The following is a 17,181-nucleotide window of genomic DNA, read 5'->3' on the forward strand; positions in this document are numbered from 1 at the left end:
GGAGAGGGAACGTACGCGACGGGGCGGGACATTCCCATGGGGGGTATCGGCCGGACGTGACGCCCGACGCATAAGTACGACCGCGGGTGCCTCCCTGTGGACAACCGGCGCACCCGTCTCCGGCGACCTGGCAGCATGGCCGTGTGACAGCAGCAACGCACTCCCCCCTTTTCCCGCGGGTACCGGACACGGCCGACGCGGTGCTCGAAGGGCTCGACCCCGAACAGCGCGAGGTGGCCACCGCCCTGCGCGGTCCGGTGTGCGTGCTGGCGGGCGCCGGCACCGGCAAGACCCGGGCGATCACCCACCGGATCGCCTACGGGGTGCGCGCCGGGATCCTCCAGCCCTCCAGCGTGCTAGCCGTCACCTTCACCAACCGCGCCGCCGGCGAGATGCGCGGCCGGCTGCGCCAGCTCGGCGCGCACGGCGTCCAGGCCCGCACCTTCCACTCGGCCGCCCTGCGTCAGCTGCAGTACTTCTGGCCGAAAGCGATCGGCGGCAGTCTGCCCCGGCTCGTCGATCGCAAGATCCAGCTCGTCGCGGACGCGGCCGCCGCCTGCCGCATCCGCCTCGACCGCGGCGAGCTGCGGGACGTCACCGCCGAGATCGAGTGGTCCAAGGTGACCCAGACCGTCCCGTCCGACTACGCGCCCGCGGCCGCGAAGGCCGGCCGGGAGGTGCCCCGCGACCCGGCCGAGATCGCCCAGCTCTACTCCGTCTACGAGGACCTGAAGCGGAGCCGCTCGGTCATCGACTTCGAGGACGTCCTGCTGCTCACCGTCGCCGTCCTCCAGGACCGGCGCGACATCGCCGAACAGGTCCGCGCCCAGTACCAGCACTTCGTGGTCGACGAGTACCAGGACGTCAGCCCGCTGCAGCAGCGTCTGCTGGAGCTGTGGCTCGGCGACCGGGACGACCTGTGCGTCGTCGGCGACGCCAGCCAGACCATCTACTCCTTCACGGGCGCGACCCCCGACCACCTTCTCGACTTCCGCACCCGCCACCCCCACGCGACCGTCGTCAAGCTGGTCCGCGACTACCGCTCCACCCCCCAGGTGGTCCACCTCGCCAACGGGCTGCTCGCCCAGGCCCGCGGCCGGGCCGCCGACCACCGCCTGGAACTGGTCTCCCAGCGCCCCGCCGGCCCGGAGCCCGACTACACCGAGTACGTCGACGAGCCCGCCGAGGCCGAGGGTGCCGCCCGCCGCATCCGCGACCTCATCGCCTCCGGCGTCCCGGCGAGCGAGATCGCGATCCTGTTTCGCACCAACGCCCAGTCCGAGACCTACGAGCAGGCCCTCGCCGACCTCGGCGTGCCCTACCAGCTGCGCGGCGCGGAGCGCTTCTTCGACCGGCCGGAGGTGCGCAAGGCGGGCGTCGCCCTGCGCGGCGCCGCCCGCTTCGGGGGCAACGACTCCCTCCTCGACGACGCCGTCGACCTGCCCTCGCAGGTGCGTGCCGTCCTGTCCGGCGAGGGCTGGACCCCGCAGCCCCCGGCCGGCTCCGGCGCCGTCAGGGAGCGCTGGGAGTCGCTGGCCGCCCTGGTGAACCTGGCCCGGGACTTCGCCGCCGCCAGACCCGGCGCCACCCTCGGCGACCTGGTGGCCGAGCTCGACGAGCGGGCGAGTGCCCAGCACGCGCCCACCGTGCAGGGCGTCACCCTCGCCTCCCTGCACTCCGCCAAGGGCCTGGAGTGGGACGTCGTGTTCCTGGTCGGCGTCGCCGAGGGCATGGTCCCGATCACCTACGCCAGGACCGACGAGCAGATCGAGGAGGAGCGCCGGCTCCTCTACGTCGGCGTCACCCGCGCCCGCGAGCGGCTGCACGTGTCCTGGGCGCTGTCCCGCTCACCCGGCGGACGGGCGAGCCGCCGCCCCAGCCGGTTCCTCGACGGACTGCGCCCCGGCTCCGCGTCGGCCGCCGGGCGCGCCCCGGCGGGTGCCGCCGGTGGCGTGGAGCGCGGTTTCCCCGTGCCCAGGGGGGCCGCCGAGGCCGTCCCGCGGCGCGTTCGGCGTACCCCGGCCCGCTGCCGGGTCTGCGGCCGCACGCTCACCGACGCCGGTGAGATGAAACTGATGCGCTGCGAGGACTGCCCCTCCGACATGGACGAGGGACTCTACGAGCGGCTGCGCGAGTGGCGGGCGGACCAGGCGCAGGCCAGTGGACAGCCGGCCTTCTGCGTCTTCACCGACAAGACCCTGATGGCGATCGCCGAGGCCGTGCCCGACGACGAGCGGGAGCTGGCGCGCATCCCCGGGGTCGGCATGCGCAAGCTCCACCGCTACGGGGCCGATGTTCTCGCCCTCTGCGCAGGCCAGGACCTTGCCGGAGCGGAGGAGGGGGACTGATGCCAACTCGTCGAAAAAATAGTTTGCGCATGCCCCGGCAATCCCCATAGGTTCTTGGTCACGGGAACAGCGTCCTTCCTGAGGCCCTGATTCCGTGTTGTACTTGCATATCCAACGGGCTGGTTCGTCCCAGCCCTTGAGACGCCGAGAGGAGGCGAGTCCAGTGATCAGCATCGAGAGCCGCTTCGTCAGCTCCGCCAAAATGACCGATCGCTCGGTCGTCTCCCTGTGCATGCCCGGCGTCTCCCACCGGGGCACCGGTCTGTCCGGCATCCGTGCCGTGCGTCCGGCGTCCTCCCTGTCTCTCGCGGGTCTTCCCATCCGTGAGCGCAATGAGCGACCGACCAAGGCACTGGAAGCAGTAGCGGCACAGGCGCAGGCCTATGCCTTTACGGCGGCCGGTGCCGGAGCCCGGAAGCAGACGACGCAGCACCACCTGATGTGGGCCTTCCGTGGGCCAGAACCCTGGAGTGAACCAGCCTGATCGCCGATCAGGCCGGCGCCTTCAGGGCCGCGGAACCCCACCCGGGATCCGCGGCCCTTCTGTTTTCCCCGAACGGGGACGGCGGAGCGAAGGGGCCTCGGGCAGCAAAAGAACCCGGTACCCAGCCGACCACCGGCCCACCGGCCGGACCGACCAGACGAGGAAGACGACCCGTGCAACTCGAAGCGCACGCCCCGTCCGTACCGCCTTCCGAAACGATCCCCCCGCCCGGCCTCACGGAGGACTCCACCTTGACCCCGCTCACGGCGCTCACCGCGCTCGACGACGCCATCGAGAACCTCGGCGTACCCGTCCCCTGCCGTTCCTACGACCCGGAGGTCTTCTTCGCCGAGTCGCCGGCGGACGTCGAGTACGCCAAGTCCCTCTGCCGCACCTGCCCGCTGATGGCGGCCTGCCTCGCCGGCGCCAAGGAGCGGCGTGAGCCCTGGGGCGTCTGGGGTGGCGAGCTGTTCGTCCAGGGTGTCGTCGTCGCCCGGAAGCGGCCGCGTGGCCGCCCGCGCAAGAACCCGGTCACGGCATGAACATCACCGGAACGATCGACCGCCCCCTCACGCACGACCCCCAGAAGCAGGCCCCGATGAAGCCGTCCACCAGCGAGCCCGCAGGCTCCGCGACCGAAGACGTCACCACCACCGGCGCGAACGCGTCGCGTCAGAACAGGACCCGAGAGATGCAACTCATCCCAGAAGCACTGGCCCGGGCGCATATGCACGAGCGACTGCGTGAGGCGGAGCAGGACCGCCGGGCCGTGCGCCTGGCCGCGGCCCGCCGGATGCAGCGCCGTGCCGAGCGCGCCTCGCGGCGCGCCCGGCGCGCGCTCGCCATCGCGGTCATGCAGTAACCCTTCACACCCGCGAGCGGTGGCCTCCTCACCAGGAGGCGAGCTCTTCCCCCCGGGGGCCGATCCGTGCGAACGGAGCGGCCCCGCGGTGCGTTGCGGCCCCCGTGCGGCGGACCGGCGGTATCGTCGCGGAGTGACGTGTCTTTCCGGAGGCAGTGACCACGGCGGCTCCTCGGAGGAGCCCCCCGGGGTCGTGTGCGCGCGCTGCGGCGCCCTGCCCGACGGCCCGCGACCCACCTGGACCTGCTCCGTCGAGGGCGGCGTCCGCCGCTACTTCTGCGACGCCTGTTCCCGGAAGAACCTCAGATCGATCGAGGGACGCCTCGACTCTCCCTGGTGGTGAGAGGCCCCCTCCCGGACCCGCCGTCCGGGAGGGGCACGCCCCGGAACGGTTCACGCCTCCGCGGCAGCCTCCTCGTCGTCCGCGTCGGGCGAGAAGCCCGGCAGCCACTCCTCCAGCTCGTCCCTCAGCCGCACCGTCGACCCCAGCTGACACAGCACACCGATGGTGCTGAGGGTCACCCGGTGTATCAGCAGGTACGCCGGGGGCAGGTTCAGCTGCTTGCCCAGCTGGTAGGCGGGGGAGCGGGGGTCGGCGATGCGGGCCGCCTGGCTGCGCATCCAGCCCCGGGTGAAGGTGAACTCGTCCGCCCGGGCCGGCTCGATGATCGGCAGGAGGTAGTCGAGCACCGCGTCGGGGTTCAGCTCGATCGACTCCCGGACGAAACCCTCCGCGCAGAGCAGCTCGTAGACCGCCTCCGCCTCGCCGTCCAGGGTCATGCGGAGGGACTCGCCGATCGGCGTCGGCAGGCCGCCGGGAAGGCGGTCCACCGTGCCGAAGTCCAGCACACCGAGGCGCCACTCGTCCTCGCCGCCGGGGCCGCCCGGCAGCAGGCGGAAGTTGCCCGGGTGCGGGTCGGCGTGCAGCAGGCCGGTGCGGGCCGGCCCCGAGAACAGGAAGTGCGCCAGGAGCTGACCGGCGCGGTCGCGCTGCTCCGGGGTGCCGTCCGCGATCACCTCCGAGAGCGGGACGCCCTCGATCCACTCGGTGATCAGGACCTCGTCGCGCTGGTGGACCACCGCCGGGACGACGATGTCCGGATCGTCGACGAACTCCTCCGCGTGGATCTGCTGGGCCTGGGCCTCCAGGGCGTAGTCCAGTTCCTCGGAGACCCGGTCCCTGAGCTCGGCGATCAGGGGTTTGATGTCCATGCCGGGGATCAGCGGGCCCAGCAGGCGGGCGAAGCGGCTCAGCTGGCTGAGGTCGGACAGCAGGGCCTCGCCGGCGCCGGGGTACTGCACCTTGACCGCCACCTCGCGGCCGTCGTGCCACACCGCCCGGTGCACCTGGCCGATCGAGGCCGCGGCGGACGGCTTGTCCTCGAACTCCTCGAACAGCTCCCGCCAGTCCGCGCCCAGCCGCTGCTCCAGCACCGAGTGCACGGTGCGGGTCGGCATGGGGGGCGCCGCCTCCTGGAGCTTGGTCAGCGCCGCACGGTAGGGCCCGGCGACCTCCTCGGGCAGGGCCGACTCGAAGACGGACAGGGCCTGCCCGAACTTCATCGCGCCGCCCTTGAGTTCGCCGAGCACCTTGAACAGCTGCTCCGCTGTGCGCTGTTGCAGTTCCCGGCCGACGAGCTCCGCGGATTCGCCCACGATCCGTTTGCCGAGTCCCCAGGTCGCCCGCCCGGCGAAGCCGAGCGGAAGCGCGGCGAGCTTGGCGGTCCGGGTGACCGCCTTCCGGGGAAGATCAGACATGCGCCCTCCAAGTCCCAGCAGGCCGTGCCGCCCCCGCCTGACGGCGGATCCTCGACGACGGCCGTTGCTCCGCCATTGTCTCGCGTCGCTCCCCGTTCTTTGAGGGGTGTTCCGTACTGGGCTTTTCCGTGGCTCCGCACGGGCAGTCACGATGCGGCCACAGCGGGCGGGCGCGCCAGTCCAGATCGGGCACGGACACCTCCCAGCGGGCGCCCGCGCTGGAGGGGCGTCCGCCGTCGAGAAAGGTGAGCGCGTGCGCGGCCGCCAGGCCGGCGACGGTGGTGGCGAGGGCCAGATCGCACGGCCGCACCGGGCGCGCTCTGCCCGAGCGCCACTGCGCGACCAGGCGTGGCCACGCCCCGTCCCGGTCCGCGCGGTCCCGGTGCAGACAGCCGGAGCAGCCGGTCTCGCCCGGCAGGACGAGGGGCCCCACGATCCCCGTACCCTCCACGACCCCGGCGTACAGATGCGGTGTTCCGGTGGCGAGGAGGTCCGCGGCCGCGGACGGGTCGGGTGTGTGCACCGCCACATCGTCCCGGGGGGCGAGGATCACCAGCGAGTGACCCGGATCACTCTCCTCGGGACGGGTGTGCGGGTCGCGCCGCGCCGGGCGGTCCGGGGCCGCCCGGCGCACGGCTCGCCGCGCTGCCGCGTCCCTGCGTTCACCGACGGCCTCCGCGGGCAGCCCGCCCGGCGCCACGTCCCACGGCTCGACGCAGCCGCCGTCGCGCACGTCGACCTCTCCGACCCCCGCGCCGGACAGCACGGCCGCCAGCAGGGCGCCCACCCGGCCCGCGCCCCGGACCAGCACCCGAAGGTCGCGCCGGGCGGCCAGGCGGCTCATCGCGTCGCCCGGCGCGCGGGCCACCAGGGAGAGCGAGGCCAGGTCGGGGCGCAACCGGTCCATCACCTCCTTCTTCCCGCGCAGGGCGTCCGCAGCCGCACCGCCTCCCCGCGCGTCGTCGAGGAGCCCGGCCCCGGCCAGCCGCTCCACGAGCCCGTCGACATGGCCCTCGGGCAGGTCCATGCGGCGCCCCTCCTGCCGGAGCAGGGGCAGCCCGCGCGTCCCGTTGATCAGGTCGAGGAAACTGCCCGTCGCGGTGTCCATCGGACCCAGTGTCATCGCGTGCGCCGGAGTCATCCCGAACTGCACGGTGTTCAGATCGCGCCAGCCGCGCCTGAGCGCGGGTTTCACCATCGGATGCATGCGGTCCCCCGTAGAGCGGAAGAAGTGCCGAAGATGCGCCGGAAGGCGCCGGCGGAGTGCCGGAGCCGGAGCAGGTGGTCGGGAAGGTGCTGAAGATCGTCGAAGGAGTCGCCGAAGGAGTTGTTGAAGGCCGAGGAAAGGACAGGCGTCACGGAACGTCCCCAAATGCCGGGGAGCCCGGCCCTCGCCTCCCGACGAGTGCCAGCATGCCCGGTCCCGTCCGCCGGCGCCGAAAGTTGTCCACAGGCAGGGGATATTCGTCGTACGAATCAAACGCCGGGTGGGGGGATCGGCACGGAACCGTCCCGGACCCGGGACTTCCCCGACTGCAGCGGGTAACGTCGGGGCGTGTCCGCCGACCCACTGCACCGCGCCGGAACGCCACAGCGCAGCAAGACGAGCCCGCCGCCGAGCGGCTCCGGGGCGAGCGCGATCGAAGTCCGCAGGAGCGCCCGTCGCCGCAGGACGGTCTCCGCGTACCGCGAGGGCGATCGCACCGTCGTGCTCATCCCCGCCCGGATGTCCGAGGCGGAGGAGCAACGCTGGGTGAGCGTCATGCTCGACAAGCTGGCCGCGCAGGAGAGCAAGCGGGCCCTGGGCGACGCCGAGCTGGCCGCGCGCGCCGGGCGGCTGTCGGCCCAGTACTTCGACGGCCGCGCCCGGCCCCGCACGGTCCGCTGGGTCACCAACCAGAACACGCGATGGGGCTCCTGCACCCCCGCGGAGGGGAGCATCCGCCTCTCGCACCGCCTGCAGGGCATGCCGGAGTACGTCGTGGACTACGTGCTCCTGCACGAGCTGGCGCACCTGCTCGTGCCCGGACACGGCCCGGACTTCTGGCGGCTCCTGGAGGCGTATCCGCGCACCGAGCGTGCCCGGGGCTATCTCGAAGGCGTCGTCGCCGCGAACCGGCTGCCGCATCCGCCGGACGCGCGCGGGGAGTGACCGCTTCCCGGTGGCGGACGCCCGCCGTCGCCCGACAGGGATTCTGTACCGGGTCTGTACCGACTTCGTCCGGTGTCGGACTTTGCCATTAACCTGGCGCGACGCACTCGCTTCGGGATGGGGGACGGTCGTTACGCATGCCCAGGGAATTCCAACGCGGCCACAAGGCCAGGATCAGTGACCTCACCGCGGGCACGGATCTGTACGTAGGCGTGCAGATCTCCGGCCCCGGACTGACCTTCGACATCAGCTGCTTCGGTCTGGACGCCGACGAACGCCTCTCGGACGACCGGTACTTCGTCTTCTTCAACCAGCCGAAGTCCCCCGAGGAGTCCATCCAGCTCCTGGGCGCCCAGGCGGGCGACACGGAGTCCTTCCGGGTCACGCTCGACCGGATCCCGCCGCAGATCAAGAAGCTGTCGTTCACGGCCACGATCGACGGCACCGGGCAGATGTCGCAGATCGGCCCCGGCTACCTGCGCATCGTGGCGGGCGGCGAGGAGGTGGCCCGGTACGCGTTCAGCGGCTCGGAGTTCACCACCGAGCGGGCCGTGATGCTGGGCGACTTCTACCTCAAGGACGTGTGGCGGTTCGCCGCCGTGGGCCAGGGCTTCGACGGCGGCCTGGAGGCGCTGCTGAAGAACTTCGGCGGCGAGGTCGCGGAGGAGGAGAGCCCCGCCCCGCAGCAGGAGCCGCCGCAGGCTGCCGGAGCCCCGGGCTTCGCACCGCCCGCGTTCGGCGCGCCCTCCGGTCCGGCCGCGCCCGGTCCGGCGCCGCAGCCCGCCCAGGGCTTCGCCCCGCCCGCGGGTGCGACCCCGCCGCCCCCGGCGCCCTCCCCGTCGGTGCACGCCGCGCCGACCATCGTCGCGCCCATGACCCCGCCGGGCGGCATCGTCCCGCCCCCGTCCCCCGCACCCGCGCCCTTCGGCCAGCAGCCCCCGTACGGCGGGCCCCCCGGGCAGACGGCGCCTCCGCCCCCCGGCTACGGCCGGCCCCCGGTCCCGCAGGCTCCGGTCCCGCTGCCCGGCTACGGCCAGCCCACGCCTCCGCCCGGCTACGGCCGGCAGCCCTACGGCCAGGTGCCGGGCCAGCCCGCGCCGTACGGAGCGGCCCCCCAGGGCGCTCCCCAGGGCGCCGGTGTGACCGCCGCGCTGCAGCAGTTCAAGGAGACGCCCACCGGCCAGCGCTGGACGCTGCAGAACAGCAAGCTCGTCCGCGCCGACCTCGGCATGGGCGGGCAGCCCGTGCTGGCCCGGCAGGGCAGCATGGTGCTCTACCAGGGCAAGGTCGACTTCAGCTACAAGGGCGCCGGCTTCGCGGGTCGCGTCGTGGGCAACGCCACCGGCCAGGAGATGCAGCTGATGCGCTGCACCGGCCAGGGCCAGGTGTTCTTCGCCGAGCGCTCCACCCACCTGCACCCCGTCGAACTCCAGGGCGACGCGATCTGCGTCTCCGCGGAGAACGTCCTCGCCTTCGACGAGGGCCTGCAGTACGAGGTCCGGCGTGTCGAGGGACACGGCATCCCCGGCGGCGCCCTGTTCACGATGCAGTTCCAGGGGACCGGCACGATCGTCGTCAAGACACACGGCACGCCCGTGGTGCTGCCCGTGACACCGACGACCTTCGTCGACTCCAACGCCGTCGTGGCCTGGTCCGCCGCCGCCCAGGTGATCGTCTCCAGCCAGGTGCGCATGCGCCGCAACGCCTACCCGGGCCACACCGGCGAGGGCGTCAACCTCCAGTTCCGGGCCGCGCCCGGCAACTTCGTCGTCGTCCAGCCCTACGAGGTCTGAGGGAGCCCGTCATGAACCAGCCGCTCGCGGGCTACGCCCCCGCACCCGTCACCGCCCGCATGGAGAACCACGGCAGCCACATGCTGAAGGTCGCCATGCAGACCGGCAACGACCTCCTCGCGCGCGTGGGATCGATGGTGGCCTACGAAGGGTTCATCCAGTACGAACCCAACCCGCCGGCCGTCCGTCAGATCGCCCGCGACTGGATCACCGGTGAGGGCGCGCCCCTGATGAAGTGCTCCGGCGACGGCCTGCTCTACCTCGCCGACTACGGCGCCGATGTCGTCGTCATCAACCTCAACGGCGACGCGATCTCCGTCAACGCCACCAACCTGCTCGCCTTCGACGCCACCCTCCAGTGGGGCGTCGAGCGGGTCAAGGGGCTGGCGAAGTTCGCCGGGCAGGGCCTGTGGAACACCAAGATCTCCGGACAGGGCTGGGTCGCGCTGACCTCCCGGGGCAAGCCGATCGTCGTCGACTGCGGCGGCGGCGAGGACGAGACCTACGTCGACCCGGACGCGCTCGTCGCGTGGTCCCCGAACCTGAAGGTGAAGGGCAAGCGCAGCTTCAAGGCGCAGTCGCTGATCGGCCGGGGCAGCGGTGAGGCCTACCAGATGGCCTTCTCCGGCCAGGGCATCGTCGTCGTCCAGCCCAGCGAGGACAGCACCGACCGCCTCCGGTTCCGGGGCTGAGGGGGAGCCAACACACCATGCAGAGCCCGCTTTTCGCCTTCAACGACGTCCAGACCCAGGACCGCTGGAGCCTGCAGAACAAGCAGATGCTGCGCGTCACCCTGGAGGGCCACGACGACATCCTCGCCCGCAAGGGCACCATGGTCGCCTACCAGGGCCTCGTCGAGTTCGACGCCGAGTACCGGAGCAACAGCCAGGCACGCGCGCGTGCGCACACCGGCGAGGGCCTGGACCTCATGCGCTGCCACGGGCAGGGCACGGTCTACCTCGCCAACCTCGGTCAGTACGTCCACGTCATGGACGTCGAGCAGGACGGCCTGACGGTCGACAGCAGCTACGTGCTCGCGATGGACTCCTCGCTGCACCACGAGGTCATCGCCGTCGACAGCCTGTACGGCATCTCCGGCTCCGGGAAGTACCAGCTCAACATCACCGGCCGCGGCAAGGTCGCGCTGATGACCTCCGGCGCGCCGCTGATGATGCAGGTGACGCCCGACAAGTACGTCAACTGCGACGCCGACGCGATCGTCGCCTGGTCGACCGGCCTGCGGGTGCAGATGCAGGCCCAGACGCACTCCTCCGGGGTGTGGCGGCGCCGCGGCAACACCGGTGAGGGCTGGGAGCTCAGCTTCATGGGCAGCGGCTACGCGCTGGTCCAGCCCAGTGAGCTGCTGCCGCCGCAGAACGCTCAGATCGGGCAGGGCCTCGCCGCCCAGTTCGGCATGGGCCAGCAGGGAGCGCGGGGGCAGAACCAGGGGAACGTCTGGAGCTGACGGTCCGCGACACAGACGTAAGGGGCGACCGCCCAGCGGCCGCCCCTTGCGTATGAGTCCAGGACGTACGGGTCCGGGACGCGCGCGGTCGGGTCAGACGCGGCCCCGAGCCGCCTCGACGAGCCGCACGACGGACTCGTCCGCCACGTCCGCCACCTCGTCGTACGCGAACCAGCGCAGGTCGAGCGACTCCTCGCTGATGGCCTCGACGGCACCGGCGGGAGCCAGAGCCGCGTACTGCACGTCGAGGTGCCAGGCGCACGGCGTGTGATGGCGGTCCAGGCGCACCGGTCCGCCGGGCAGCAGGGTCAGCCCCGGAATGCCCGACTCCTCGGTCCCCTCGCGCAGGGCGGCCGCCGCCAGTGTGGCGTCGCCCGGCTCGCAGTGCCCGCCCATCTGGAGCCACATCCGCAGCTTCCGGTGCAGGGTGAGCAGGACACGGCCGCGCTCCGGGTCGAGGACCAGCGCGCTGGCCGTGATGTGCCCGTCCGCGCACGCCTTCCACAGGCCGTCCGGGTGCGTCTCCAGGTGCTCCAGGTAGACCTGGCGCAGCTCTTCCTGGTCCCCGTACTCCTTCAGCACGAGGACCGCGTCGTCGTACAGGCTCACTCGGCGTCGTCGCCCTCGGTCTCGCCGCCGTCGCCCTTCTCCCGGCCCTTCCCCGGCTTCTCCGGGCCCTTGCCCAGGTCGGGCTTCCCGGCCGAGCCGCCCGCCGCCTCGCCGAGCATCTTGTCCAGCTCGGAGAAGTCCGGGTGCTCGTGGTGCACGAAGCCGTCCGGGTCGTCCAGGTCGGTCGCCGTCGGCAGCATGTCCGGGTGGGACCACAGGGCGTCGCGGCCCTCGACCCCGCGCGCGTCCGTGAGCGAGGCCCACAGGCGGGAGGCGTCGCGCAGGCGGCGCGGGCGCAGCTCCAGGCCGATCAGCGTGGCGAACGTCTGCTCGGCCGGGCCGCCCGAGGCGCGGCGGCGGCGCAGCGTCTCGCGCAGGGCGTCCGCGGACGACAGCCGGGGTTTGGCGGCCGCGTGCACCACCGCGTCCACCCAGCCCTCGACGAGCGCCAGAGCGGTCTCCAGACGGGCCAGGGCGGCCTTCTGCTCCGGGGTGTCCTCCGGCTGGAACATGCCCTGCTGGAGGGCGTCCTGGAGCTGCTCGGGGTTCTGCGGGTCGAACTGGCCGACCACGTCCTCCAGCTTGGCGGTGTCGACCTTGATCCCGCGCGCGTACCCGTCGACCGCGCCGAACAGGTGCGAGCGCAGCCACGGCACATGCGCGAACAGGCGCTGGTGGGCGGCCTCCCGCAGGGCGAGGTACAGCCGCACCTCCTCCTGCGGCACGCCCAGGTCCTTGCCGAACGCCTCGATGTTCGCCGGCAGCAGCGCGGCCTTGCCGGCCGGGCCGAGCGGCAGGCCGATGTCGGTCGAGCCGACGACCTCACCGGCGAGCACGCCGACGGCCTGCCCGATCTGCGTGCCGAACATGGCGCCGCCCATCGAGCGCATCATGCCGATCAGCGGGCCGGCCATGGCCTGCATCTCCTCCGGCAGCACGTCGCCCATGGCGGTGCCGACGCGCTCGGCGACCGGGTCGACGAGCTCCTGCCAGGCGGGCAGGGTCGCCTCGACCCACTCCGCGCGGCTCCAGGCCACCGCGGAGCCGGCGCCGGACGGCATCGACGTCGCGTCGTCCAGCCACAGGTCGGCCAGGCGGACGGCCTCCTGGACGGCGGTGCGCTCGGCGGGGCCGACGCTCGCGTCCTTGGTGCCGTCCGCGGTGCCCTGGGACACCGTCTGGCGGGCGATCTGCTTGGCCATGTCCCAGTTCACCGGGCCGCCCTCGTAGGAGAGCATCTGGCCGAGCTGCTGGAACGCGGCACCCAGGTCGGTGGGGTTCAGCGAACCGAACATGGCTGCGAGCGGATTGTCGGCGCCGGGCCCGCCAAGGCCTCCGGCTCCGGGCAGCCCGAAGCCGAACGGGTTGGCCGGTCCCTGCCCACCACCGCTCTCCTGGTCCTTCTTCTTGCCCTCGTCGCCGTTCTCCGGCTCCTCCGGCGGAAGGCCGAATCCGAATGGGGTGTCACTCACGGGGTTCCTCGGCTGGTAAGGCCACCGGTTCTTCCGGCGGCGCGGCTGCCCGACAACACCACCCAGCGTAGACACCCCGAGCGGTTCGGGCCTCGGTGCTCCGCCCACGCAACGCCTGCGGCAGGATGGATGCGACCTGGTACGTACGCGTCATTCGCGCCCGTATGGAAGACAACCGCTGGAGACGCCCGGTGAGTTCCCCAGATCCACAGGTTCGCGCAGCGCGAAACCACGAAAGTACACCCGCCCTGCGCGGGCCCGTCGTCGCGGTCACCGGCGCCGCGAGCGGGGTCGGCGCGCTCCTCACCGAGCGGCTGGCCGCCTCGGAGGAGATCAAGCAGGTCATCGCCATCGACGAGCGGCGCGGGGAGTGCGCGGCCGCCCGGTGGCACATCCTCGACGTCCGGGATCCGGCCATCGCCGACAAACTTCGCGGGGCGGATGTCGTGGTGCATCTCGCCCTCGACCTTGACCTGGAGACCGACCCCGCCGCCCGGACGGCCTACAACGTCCGGGGGACCCAGACGGTGCTGACCGCCGCGGCCGCGGCGGGCGTGCACCGCGTGGTGCTGTGCACCTCCGCGATGGTCTACGGCGCGCTGCCGGACAACGAGCTGCCGCTGTCCGAGGACGCGGAACTGCGCGCGACCGCCGAGGCGACGGGCGTCGGCGACCTGCTGGAGATCGAGCGGCTGGCGCGGCGCGCCCCCCGCGCGCACCCCGGGCTCAACGTCACCGTGGTCCGCCCGGCCGTCCTGGTCGGGGGCACCGACACGGCGCTGACCAGGTATTTCGAGTCGCCGCGGCTGCTCGTCGTGGCCGGGTCGCGGCCCGCGTGGCAGTTCTGCCACGTGGAGGACCTGTGCGGCGCGCTCGAGTACGCCGTGCTGGAGAAGGTCGACGGGGAACTCGCCGTCGGGTGCGACGGGTGGCTGGAGCAGGAGGAGGTCGAGGAGCTCAGCGGGATCCGGCGCATGGAGCTGCCCTCGGCGGTCGCGCTGGGCGCGGCGGCCCGGCTGCACCGGATCGGGCTCACCCCGTCCCCGGCCGGGGACCTCGCGTACACGATGTACCCCTGGGTGGTCAGCGGAAGCCGGCTGCACGACGCCGGGTGGCGGCCGCAGTGGACCAACGAGGAGGTCCTCGAGGAGCTCCTGGAGGAGGTGTCCGGACGGCACACGGTCGCCGGACGCCGGCTGGGGCGCAAGGACGCGACGGCAGCGGGAGCCGCGGGCGCGACGGTCGCCCTGCTGGGCGCGGCCGCGGTGGTGCGGCGGGCCAGGAAGGCGCGGCGCCGGATCTGATCGGGGCCCGCCTTCACGGCGGGTTCCGTGTCCGCGGTGGGCTCTGTGTCCGCCGGGGGCCTCGGAGGGGGCTCGGCGTCCTCGGAGGGCCGCCCGGCCGGAGTCGGCTCCTCGTAGGGGTCTCCGAGGCCGTACGCGCGCGTGCCGGGCGAAACGCTCTTCCCGCTGCTTCCGCGCGTGCGGCACGATGGGGGCATGGCATCCTCCAACGATCACCCCGGCGAGCAGGCCGCCGAGGACCCGGTCAAGCTGATCGGCGTCCGGGAGACCCCCCTCTCCGTCGACGAGGTCTTCCGGGCCGTCGGGGACGACGCGGCGGGCGGTGTCGCCCTCTTCGTGGGCACCGTGCGCAACCACGACGGGGGTGCCGACGTCGACGCGCTCGGCTACTCCTGCCACCCCAGTGCCGAGGCCGAGATGCGGCGGATCGCCGAGAAGGTGGTCGCGGAGTACCCGGTACGCGCGCTGGCGGCCGTGCACCGCGTGGGGCAGCTCGCGGTGGGCGACCTGGCCGTCGTCGTCGCCGTGTCCTGCCCGCACCGGGGAGAGGCCTTCGAGGCCTGCCGGAAGCTGATCGACGACCTCAAGCACGAGGTGCCGATCTGGAAGCACCAGCGCTTCTCCGACGGCACCGAGGAGTGGGTGGGGGCCTGCTGAGGGCGCTCCGCCGGGCCGCCGAACTCCCCCGCCCCGCCACCGGTTGCGTAACCGCACCCCGGGCATGAGCGTTGTCAGTGCGGATGGTTAATCTGCTGATCACGAAGTCGCGGTCGGTCCCTCGAGGTCTGTCCGTCGGGGTTGGGAGGTCGGCATGGCTGCGCTCGCCTGGTTGCTGATACCGCTGGTGGCCGCGATAGGCGCCGGCCTGTGGGGGAGTTGGGCGAACCGGACCCGCAGGGTCCGCAGCGACGGCCCGGAACTCGACGGGTACGCGCGTTTCCGCGAGGCCATGGAGAGGTCCCACTCCGGCACATGACGGGTTGGCAGCCCTGACGGTGCGCTGACAGGCGCGTCCCGTAGTGTCGAGTCATGCCACGCCGCACCGCGACGATGCTCGCCTCCACCCTGATGCTGATCGCGCTCCTGTGCGCGGGTGTGTTCCTCCCCGTGCCGTACGCGGAGATGAGCCCGGGGCCGACGGTCAACACCCTCGGTGAGCACGACGGCGAGCCGGTGCTGCAGATCGCCGGGCACAAGACCTACCCGACCGACGGTCACCTCAACATGACCACCGTCCGGGTCACCAGTGCGGACTACCGGATGAACCTGGTCGAGGCCGTCTACGGCTGGCTGGCGCACGACAACAAGATCGTTCCGCACGACACGCTCTACCCCGACGGCAAGACGGAGCAGCAGTCGACCCAGGAGAACGCCGAGGAGTTCAGCCAGTCCCAGGAGAGCGCCAAGGTCGCCGCGCTGAAGGAACTCGATGTTCCGGTGCAGTCCTGGGTGATCGTCTCCACGGTGGTCAAGAACACCCCGGCCCAGGGCAGGCTGCACGCCGGTGACGTGATCAAGGCCGTCGACGGCACCGCGGTGAAGCAGCCCGCCGACGTCGCCAAGCTGGTCACCAAGCACAAGCCCGGCGAGAACGTGGTCTTCACGATCGTGCCCGCCAAGGAGCAGGCCGCCGCCGAGAAGGCGCGCAAGCCCGCGACCGCCACCAAGGACGTCACGATCAGGACGGCGCAGTCGACCGACAGCGGCACCAAGCGCGCCATCGTCGGGATCTCCGCCGGAACGGACCACACGTTCCCGTTCTCGATCGACATCAAGCTCGCCGACGTCGGCGGACCGAGCGCCGGTCTGATGTTCGCGCTCGGCATCTACGACAAGCTCACCCCCGGCAGCCTGACCGGCGGGAAGTTCGTGGCCGGCACCGGGACGATCGACGACCAGGGCAAGGTGGGTCCGATCGGCGGCATCGAGATGAAGACCGTCGGCGCGCGCGAACGGGGGGCCCAGTACTTCCTGACCCCTGCCGAGAACTGCGCCTCCGCCGCCAAGGACACGCCCGCGGGGCTCACCCTCGTCAAGGTGAACACCATGGGCGACGCGCTCGGCGCCCTGGCGGACATCCGGTCCGGGAAGACCGCCGACCTGCCGAAGTGCACGGCCAAGGGCTGAGGCCCTGCACGCCCAGGACCGAGGCCCGGCCCACCGCTCCCGGCCGGGGCCGGGAACACCGCGACCCGTCGCCGAAGGGCCGAGACGCCGAGACGCACCGCACGTGGCCGGGGCGCCCCACCATCGGGGCGCCCCGGCCACGTCCTCCCAGGCCCTCAGTCCTCGAACGTCGCCCTCAGGGCGTCCGCCAGCCCCGGCACCAGGTCGGGGCCCGTGAGGACCTCCGTCGGGGAGTCCTTCTCCCGCAGCCGCAGGGCCGACTCCCGCGCGCCGTCCCGCAGGACCGCGACCGTCATACGGACCTCCTGGCGCTCGGGGTGGTCCGCCACCCACTTCGCCAGCTTCGCCCCGTCCAGCCCCTGCGGGACCTGCGTCTCGGCGGAAGGGGGCAGCATCAGGCGCTCCACGGTGAGCGCACAGCCGGCCACCGCGTCGGGCCAGGCGATCGTGCCGAGGAAGTCGTCGAGCGGCCGGTCCGCCGGGATCTCGTCCTGCTCGATCGGGGTGAGGCCGGAGGCCTCCTGCTCGTCCCCCAGGCCGAGCTGCTTCGCGAGAGCGGGTTCCTGGACCCGGAGCCGTGCGGTGTCTACGAGGGCGAAGAGGCGAGCGGGCTGGTCCCAGCCGAGGCCGGACGCGTACTCGTCGATCTCGAGTACGGCCCGGGTGAGGGGGCTCGCTGCCATGGGAGTGTTGGACATGGTCACAATCCTGCCTCGTTCCCGCCCGGAATCGGGAACCGAGTAAACCCTCAGTAAGTTGCATAGGTGTGGGTCCACGATCACGGGGGCACACCGGACGGTCCACGGA

Annotated in this window: 19 protein-coding genes; 13 read left to right on the forward strand and 6 right to left on the reverse strand. The window is 72.4% G+C overall.

The features are described from left to right. Positions 1-143: 143 nt before the first annotated feature. The 5 genes from ACIPM1_RS05090 to ACIPM1_RS05110 all read left to right on the forward strand — a co-directional run bounded on the left by ACIPM1_RS05090 (position 144) and on the right by ACIPM1_RS05110 (position 4,037). Positions 144-2,348, forward strand: a complete 2,205-nt coding sequence (locus tag ACIPM1_RS05090) for an ATP-dependent DNA helicase UvrD2 (protein ID WP_402429066.1) — start codon at positions 144-146, stop codon at positions 2,346-2,348. Positions 2,349-2,511: 163 nt separating this feature from the next. Further along, positions 2,512-2,832 carry a hypothetical protein gene (locus ACIPM1_RS05095; protein ID WP_402429069.1) on the forward strand — a complete coding sequence of 107 codons (321 nt, stop codon included), beginning with the start codon at positions 2,512-2,514 and terminating at the stop codon, positions 2,830-2,832. A 173-nt stretch (positions 2,833-3,005) separates the two neighbouring features. Then, on the forward strand, positions 3,006-3,374 hold the full coding sequence (locus ACIPM1_RS05100) for a WhiB family transcriptional regulator (RefSeq protein WP_356185903.1): 369 nt from the start codon (positions 3,006-3,008) through the stop codon (positions 3,372-3,374). After that, the gene (locus ACIPM1_RS05105; RefSeq protein ID WP_356185906.1) at positions 3,371-3,694 is read left to right on the forward strand and encodes a hypothetical protein; all 324 of its coding nucleotides are present in this window, start codon (positions 3,371-3,373) and stop codon (positions 3,692-3,694) included. The genes ACIPM1_RS05100 and ACIPM1_RS05105 overlap by 4 nt, the downstream gene beginning before the upstream one ends. Before the next feature lie 133 nt (positions 3,695-3,827). Then, the gene (locus ACIPM1_RS05110) at positions 3,828-4,037 is read left to right on the forward strand and encodes a hypothetical protein (RefSeq protein WP_356185910.1); all 210 of its coding nucleotides are present in this window, start codon (positions 3,828-3,830) and stop codon (positions 4,035-4,037) included. 50 nt (positions 4,038-4,087) lie between these two features. Here ACIPM1_RS05110 and ACIPM1_RS05115 read toward each other — a convergent pair whose 3' ends face one another. The 3 genes from ACIPM1_RS05115 to ACIPM1_RS05125 are packed head-to-tail and all read right to left on the reverse strand — an operon-like array spanning position 4,088 to position 6,811. Beyond that, positions 4,088-5,452, reverse strand: a complete 1,365-nt coding sequence (locus tag ACIPM1_RS05115) for an ABC1 kinase family protein (protein ID WP_402429072.1) — start codon at positions 5,450-5,452, stop codon at positions 4,088-4,090. After that, positions 5,445-6,659: a TOMM precursor leader peptide-binding protein gene (locus ACIPM1_RS05120; protein WP_402429075.1), complete on the reverse strand. Its 1,215-nt coding sequence runs from the start codon at positions 6,657-6,659 to the stop codon at positions 5,445-5,447. The genes ACIPM1_RS05115 and ACIPM1_RS05120 overlap by 8 nt, the downstream gene beginning before the upstream one ends. Next, the gene (locus tag ACIPM1_RS05125; protein ID WP_402429078.1) at positions 6,644-6,811 is read right to left on the reverse strand and encodes a hypothetical protein; all 168 of its coding nucleotides are present in this window, start codon (positions 6,809-6,811) and stop codon (positions 6,644-6,646) included. Before ACIPM1_RS05125 ends, ACIPM1_RS05120 begins: the two co-directional genes overlap by 16 nt. A gap of 196 nt (positions 6,812-7,007) precedes the next feature. Here ACIPM1_RS05125 and ACIPM1_RS05130 point away from each other — a divergent pair, with 196 nt between their 5' ends. The 4 genes from ACIPM1_RS05130 to ACIPM1_RS05145 all read left to right on the forward strand — a co-directional run bounded on the left by ACIPM1_RS05130 (position 7,008) and on the right by ACIPM1_RS05145 (position 10,862). Then, positions 7,008-7,604 (forward strand): M48 family metallopeptidase, encoded by a 597-nt coding sequence (locus ACIPM1_RS05130; RefSeq protein ID WP_402429081.1) that lies wholly within the window; start codon positions 7,008-7,010, stop codon positions 7,602-7,604. 137 nt (positions 7,605-7,741) lie between these two features. Then, complete coding sequence (locus tag ACIPM1_RS05135) at positions 7,742-9,397, forward strand: TerD family protein (RefSeq protein WP_402429084.1); 1,656 nt, start codon at positions 7,742-7,744, stop codon at positions 9,395-9,397. A gap of 11 nt (positions 9,398-9,408) precedes the next feature. Further along, positions 9,409-10,089: an AIM24 family protein gene (locus tag ACIPM1_RS05140; protein ID WP_356185922.1), complete on the forward strand. Its 681-nt coding sequence runs from the start codon at positions 9,409-9,411 to the stop codon at positions 10,087-10,089. Between the two features lie 17 nt (positions 10,090-10,106). Next, entirely contained in the window at positions 10,107-10,862 is a 756-nt protein-coding gene (locus ACIPM1_RS05145) for an AIM24 family protein (protein ID WP_392191082.1), read from the forward strand. 93 nt (positions 10,863-10,955) lie between these two features. On the opposite strand, the gene ACIPM1_RS05150 is transcribed toward ACIPM1_RS05145, so the two are convergent. Together ACIPM1_RS05150 and ACIPM1_RS05155 are read right to left on the reverse strand one after the other, a co-directional pair. After that, on the reverse strand, positions 10,956-11,471 hold the full coding sequence (locus tag ACIPM1_RS05150; protein WP_402429088.1) for an NUDIX hydrolase: 516 nt from the start codon (positions 11,469-11,471) through the stop codon (positions 10,956-10,958). Then, complete coding sequence (locus tag ACIPM1_RS05155; protein WP_402429091.1) at positions 11,468-12,943, reverse strand: zinc-dependent metalloprotease; 1,476 nt, start codon at positions 12,941-12,943, stop codon at positions 11,468-11,470. The genes ACIPM1_RS05150 and ACIPM1_RS05155 overlap by 4 nt, the downstream gene beginning before the upstream one ends. 191 nt (positions 12,944-13,134) lie before the next feature. On the opposite strand from ACIPM1_RS05155, the gene ACIPM1_RS05160 reads away from it, so the two are divergent. The 4 genes from ACIPM1_RS05160 (at position 13,135) to ACIPM1_RS05175 (ending at position 16,374) form a co-directional block, all read left to right on the forward strand. After that, positions 13,135-14,247, forward strand: a complete 1,113-nt coding sequence (locus tag ACIPM1_RS05160; protein ID WP_402429094.1) for an SDR family oxidoreductase — start codon at positions 13,135-13,137, stop codon at positions 14,245-14,247. A 195-nt stretch (positions 14,248-14,442) separates the two neighbouring features. Then, the gene (locus ACIPM1_RS05165) at positions 14,443-14,904 is read left to right on the forward strand and encodes a molybdenum cofactor biosynthesis protein MoaE (protein ID WP_356185937.1); all 462 of its coding nucleotides are present in this window, start codon (positions 14,443-14,445) and stop codon (positions 14,902-14,904) included. A gap of 154 nt (positions 14,905-15,058) precedes the next feature. Then, entirely contained in the window at positions 15,059-15,223 is a 165-nt protein-coding gene (locus ACIPM1_RS05170) for a hypothetical protein (protein ID WP_356185939.1), read from the forward strand. 53 nt (positions 15,224-15,276) lie between these two features. Then, the gene (locus tag ACIPM1_RS05175; protein WP_402429097.1) at positions 15,277-16,374 is read left to right on the forward strand and encodes a PDZ domain-containing protein; all 1,098 of its coding nucleotides are present in this window, start codon (positions 15,277-15,279) and stop codon (positions 16,372-16,374) included. 155 nt (positions 16,375-16,529) lie between these two features. Here ACIPM1_RS05175 and ACIPM1_RS05180 read toward each other — a convergent pair whose 3' ends face one another. Further along, positions 16,530-17,072: a PPA1309 family protein gene (locus ACIPM1_RS05180; RefSeq protein ID WP_402429100.1), complete on the reverse strand. Its 543-nt coding sequence runs from the start codon at positions 17,070-17,072 to the stop codon at positions 16,530-16,532. Positions 17,073-17,181: the final 109 nt, after the last annotated feature.

Source organism: Streptomyces sp. NPDC086766 (assembly GCF_044746005.1).
In the GTDB taxonomy this organism is placed as follows: domain Bacteria; phylum Actinomycetota; class Actinomycetes; order Streptomycetales; family Streptomycetaceae; genus Streptomyces.

What these genes read in the sequence shown, in the direction of transcription:
- ACIPM1_RS05105 (WP_356185906.1), top strand. Translation starts at nt 3,371, where the DNA reads ATGAACATCACCGGAACGATCGACCGCCCCCTCACGCACGACCCCCAG.
- ACIPM1_RS05115 (WP_402429072.1), bottom strand. Translation starts at nt 5,452, where the DNA reads ATGTCTGATCTTCCCCGGAAGGCGGTCACCCGGACCGCCAAGCTCGCC.
- ACIPM1_RS05120 (WP_402429075.1), bottom strand. Translation starts at nt 6,659, where the DNA reads ATGCATCCGATGGTGAAACCCGCGCTCAGGCGCGGCTGGCGCGATCTG.
- ACIPM1_RS05135 (WP_402429084.1), top strand. Translation starts at nt 7,742, where the DNA reads ATGCCCAGGGAATTCCAACGCGGCCACAAGGCCAGGATCAGTGACCTC.
- ACIPM1_RS05140 (WP_356185922.1), top strand. Translation starts at nt 9,409, where the DNA reads ATGAACCAGCCGCTCGCGGGCTACGCCCCCGCACCCGTCACCGCCCGC.
- ACIPM1_RS05145 (WP_392191082.1), top strand. Translation starts at nt 10,107, where the DNA reads ATGCAGAGCCCGCTTTTCGCCTTCAACGACGTCCAGACCCAGGACCGC.
- ACIPM1_RS05165 (WP_356185937.1), top strand. Translation starts at nt 14,443, where the DNA reads ATGGCATCCTCCAACGATCACCCCGGCGAGCAGGCCGCCGAGGACCCG.
- ACIPM1_RS05170 (WP_356185939.1), top strand. Translation starts at nt 15,059, where the DNA reads ATGGCTGCGCTCGCCTGGTTGCTGATACCGCTGGTGGCCGCGATAGGC.
- ACIPM1_RS05175 (WP_402429097.1), top strand. Translation starts at nt 15,277, where the DNA reads ATGCCACGCCGCACCGCGACGATGCTCGCCTCCACCCTGATGCTGATC.
- ACIPM1_RS05180 (WP_402429100.1), bottom strand. Translation starts at nt 17,072, where the DNA reads ATGTCCAACACTCCCATGGCAGCGAGCCCCCTCACCCGGGCCGTACTC.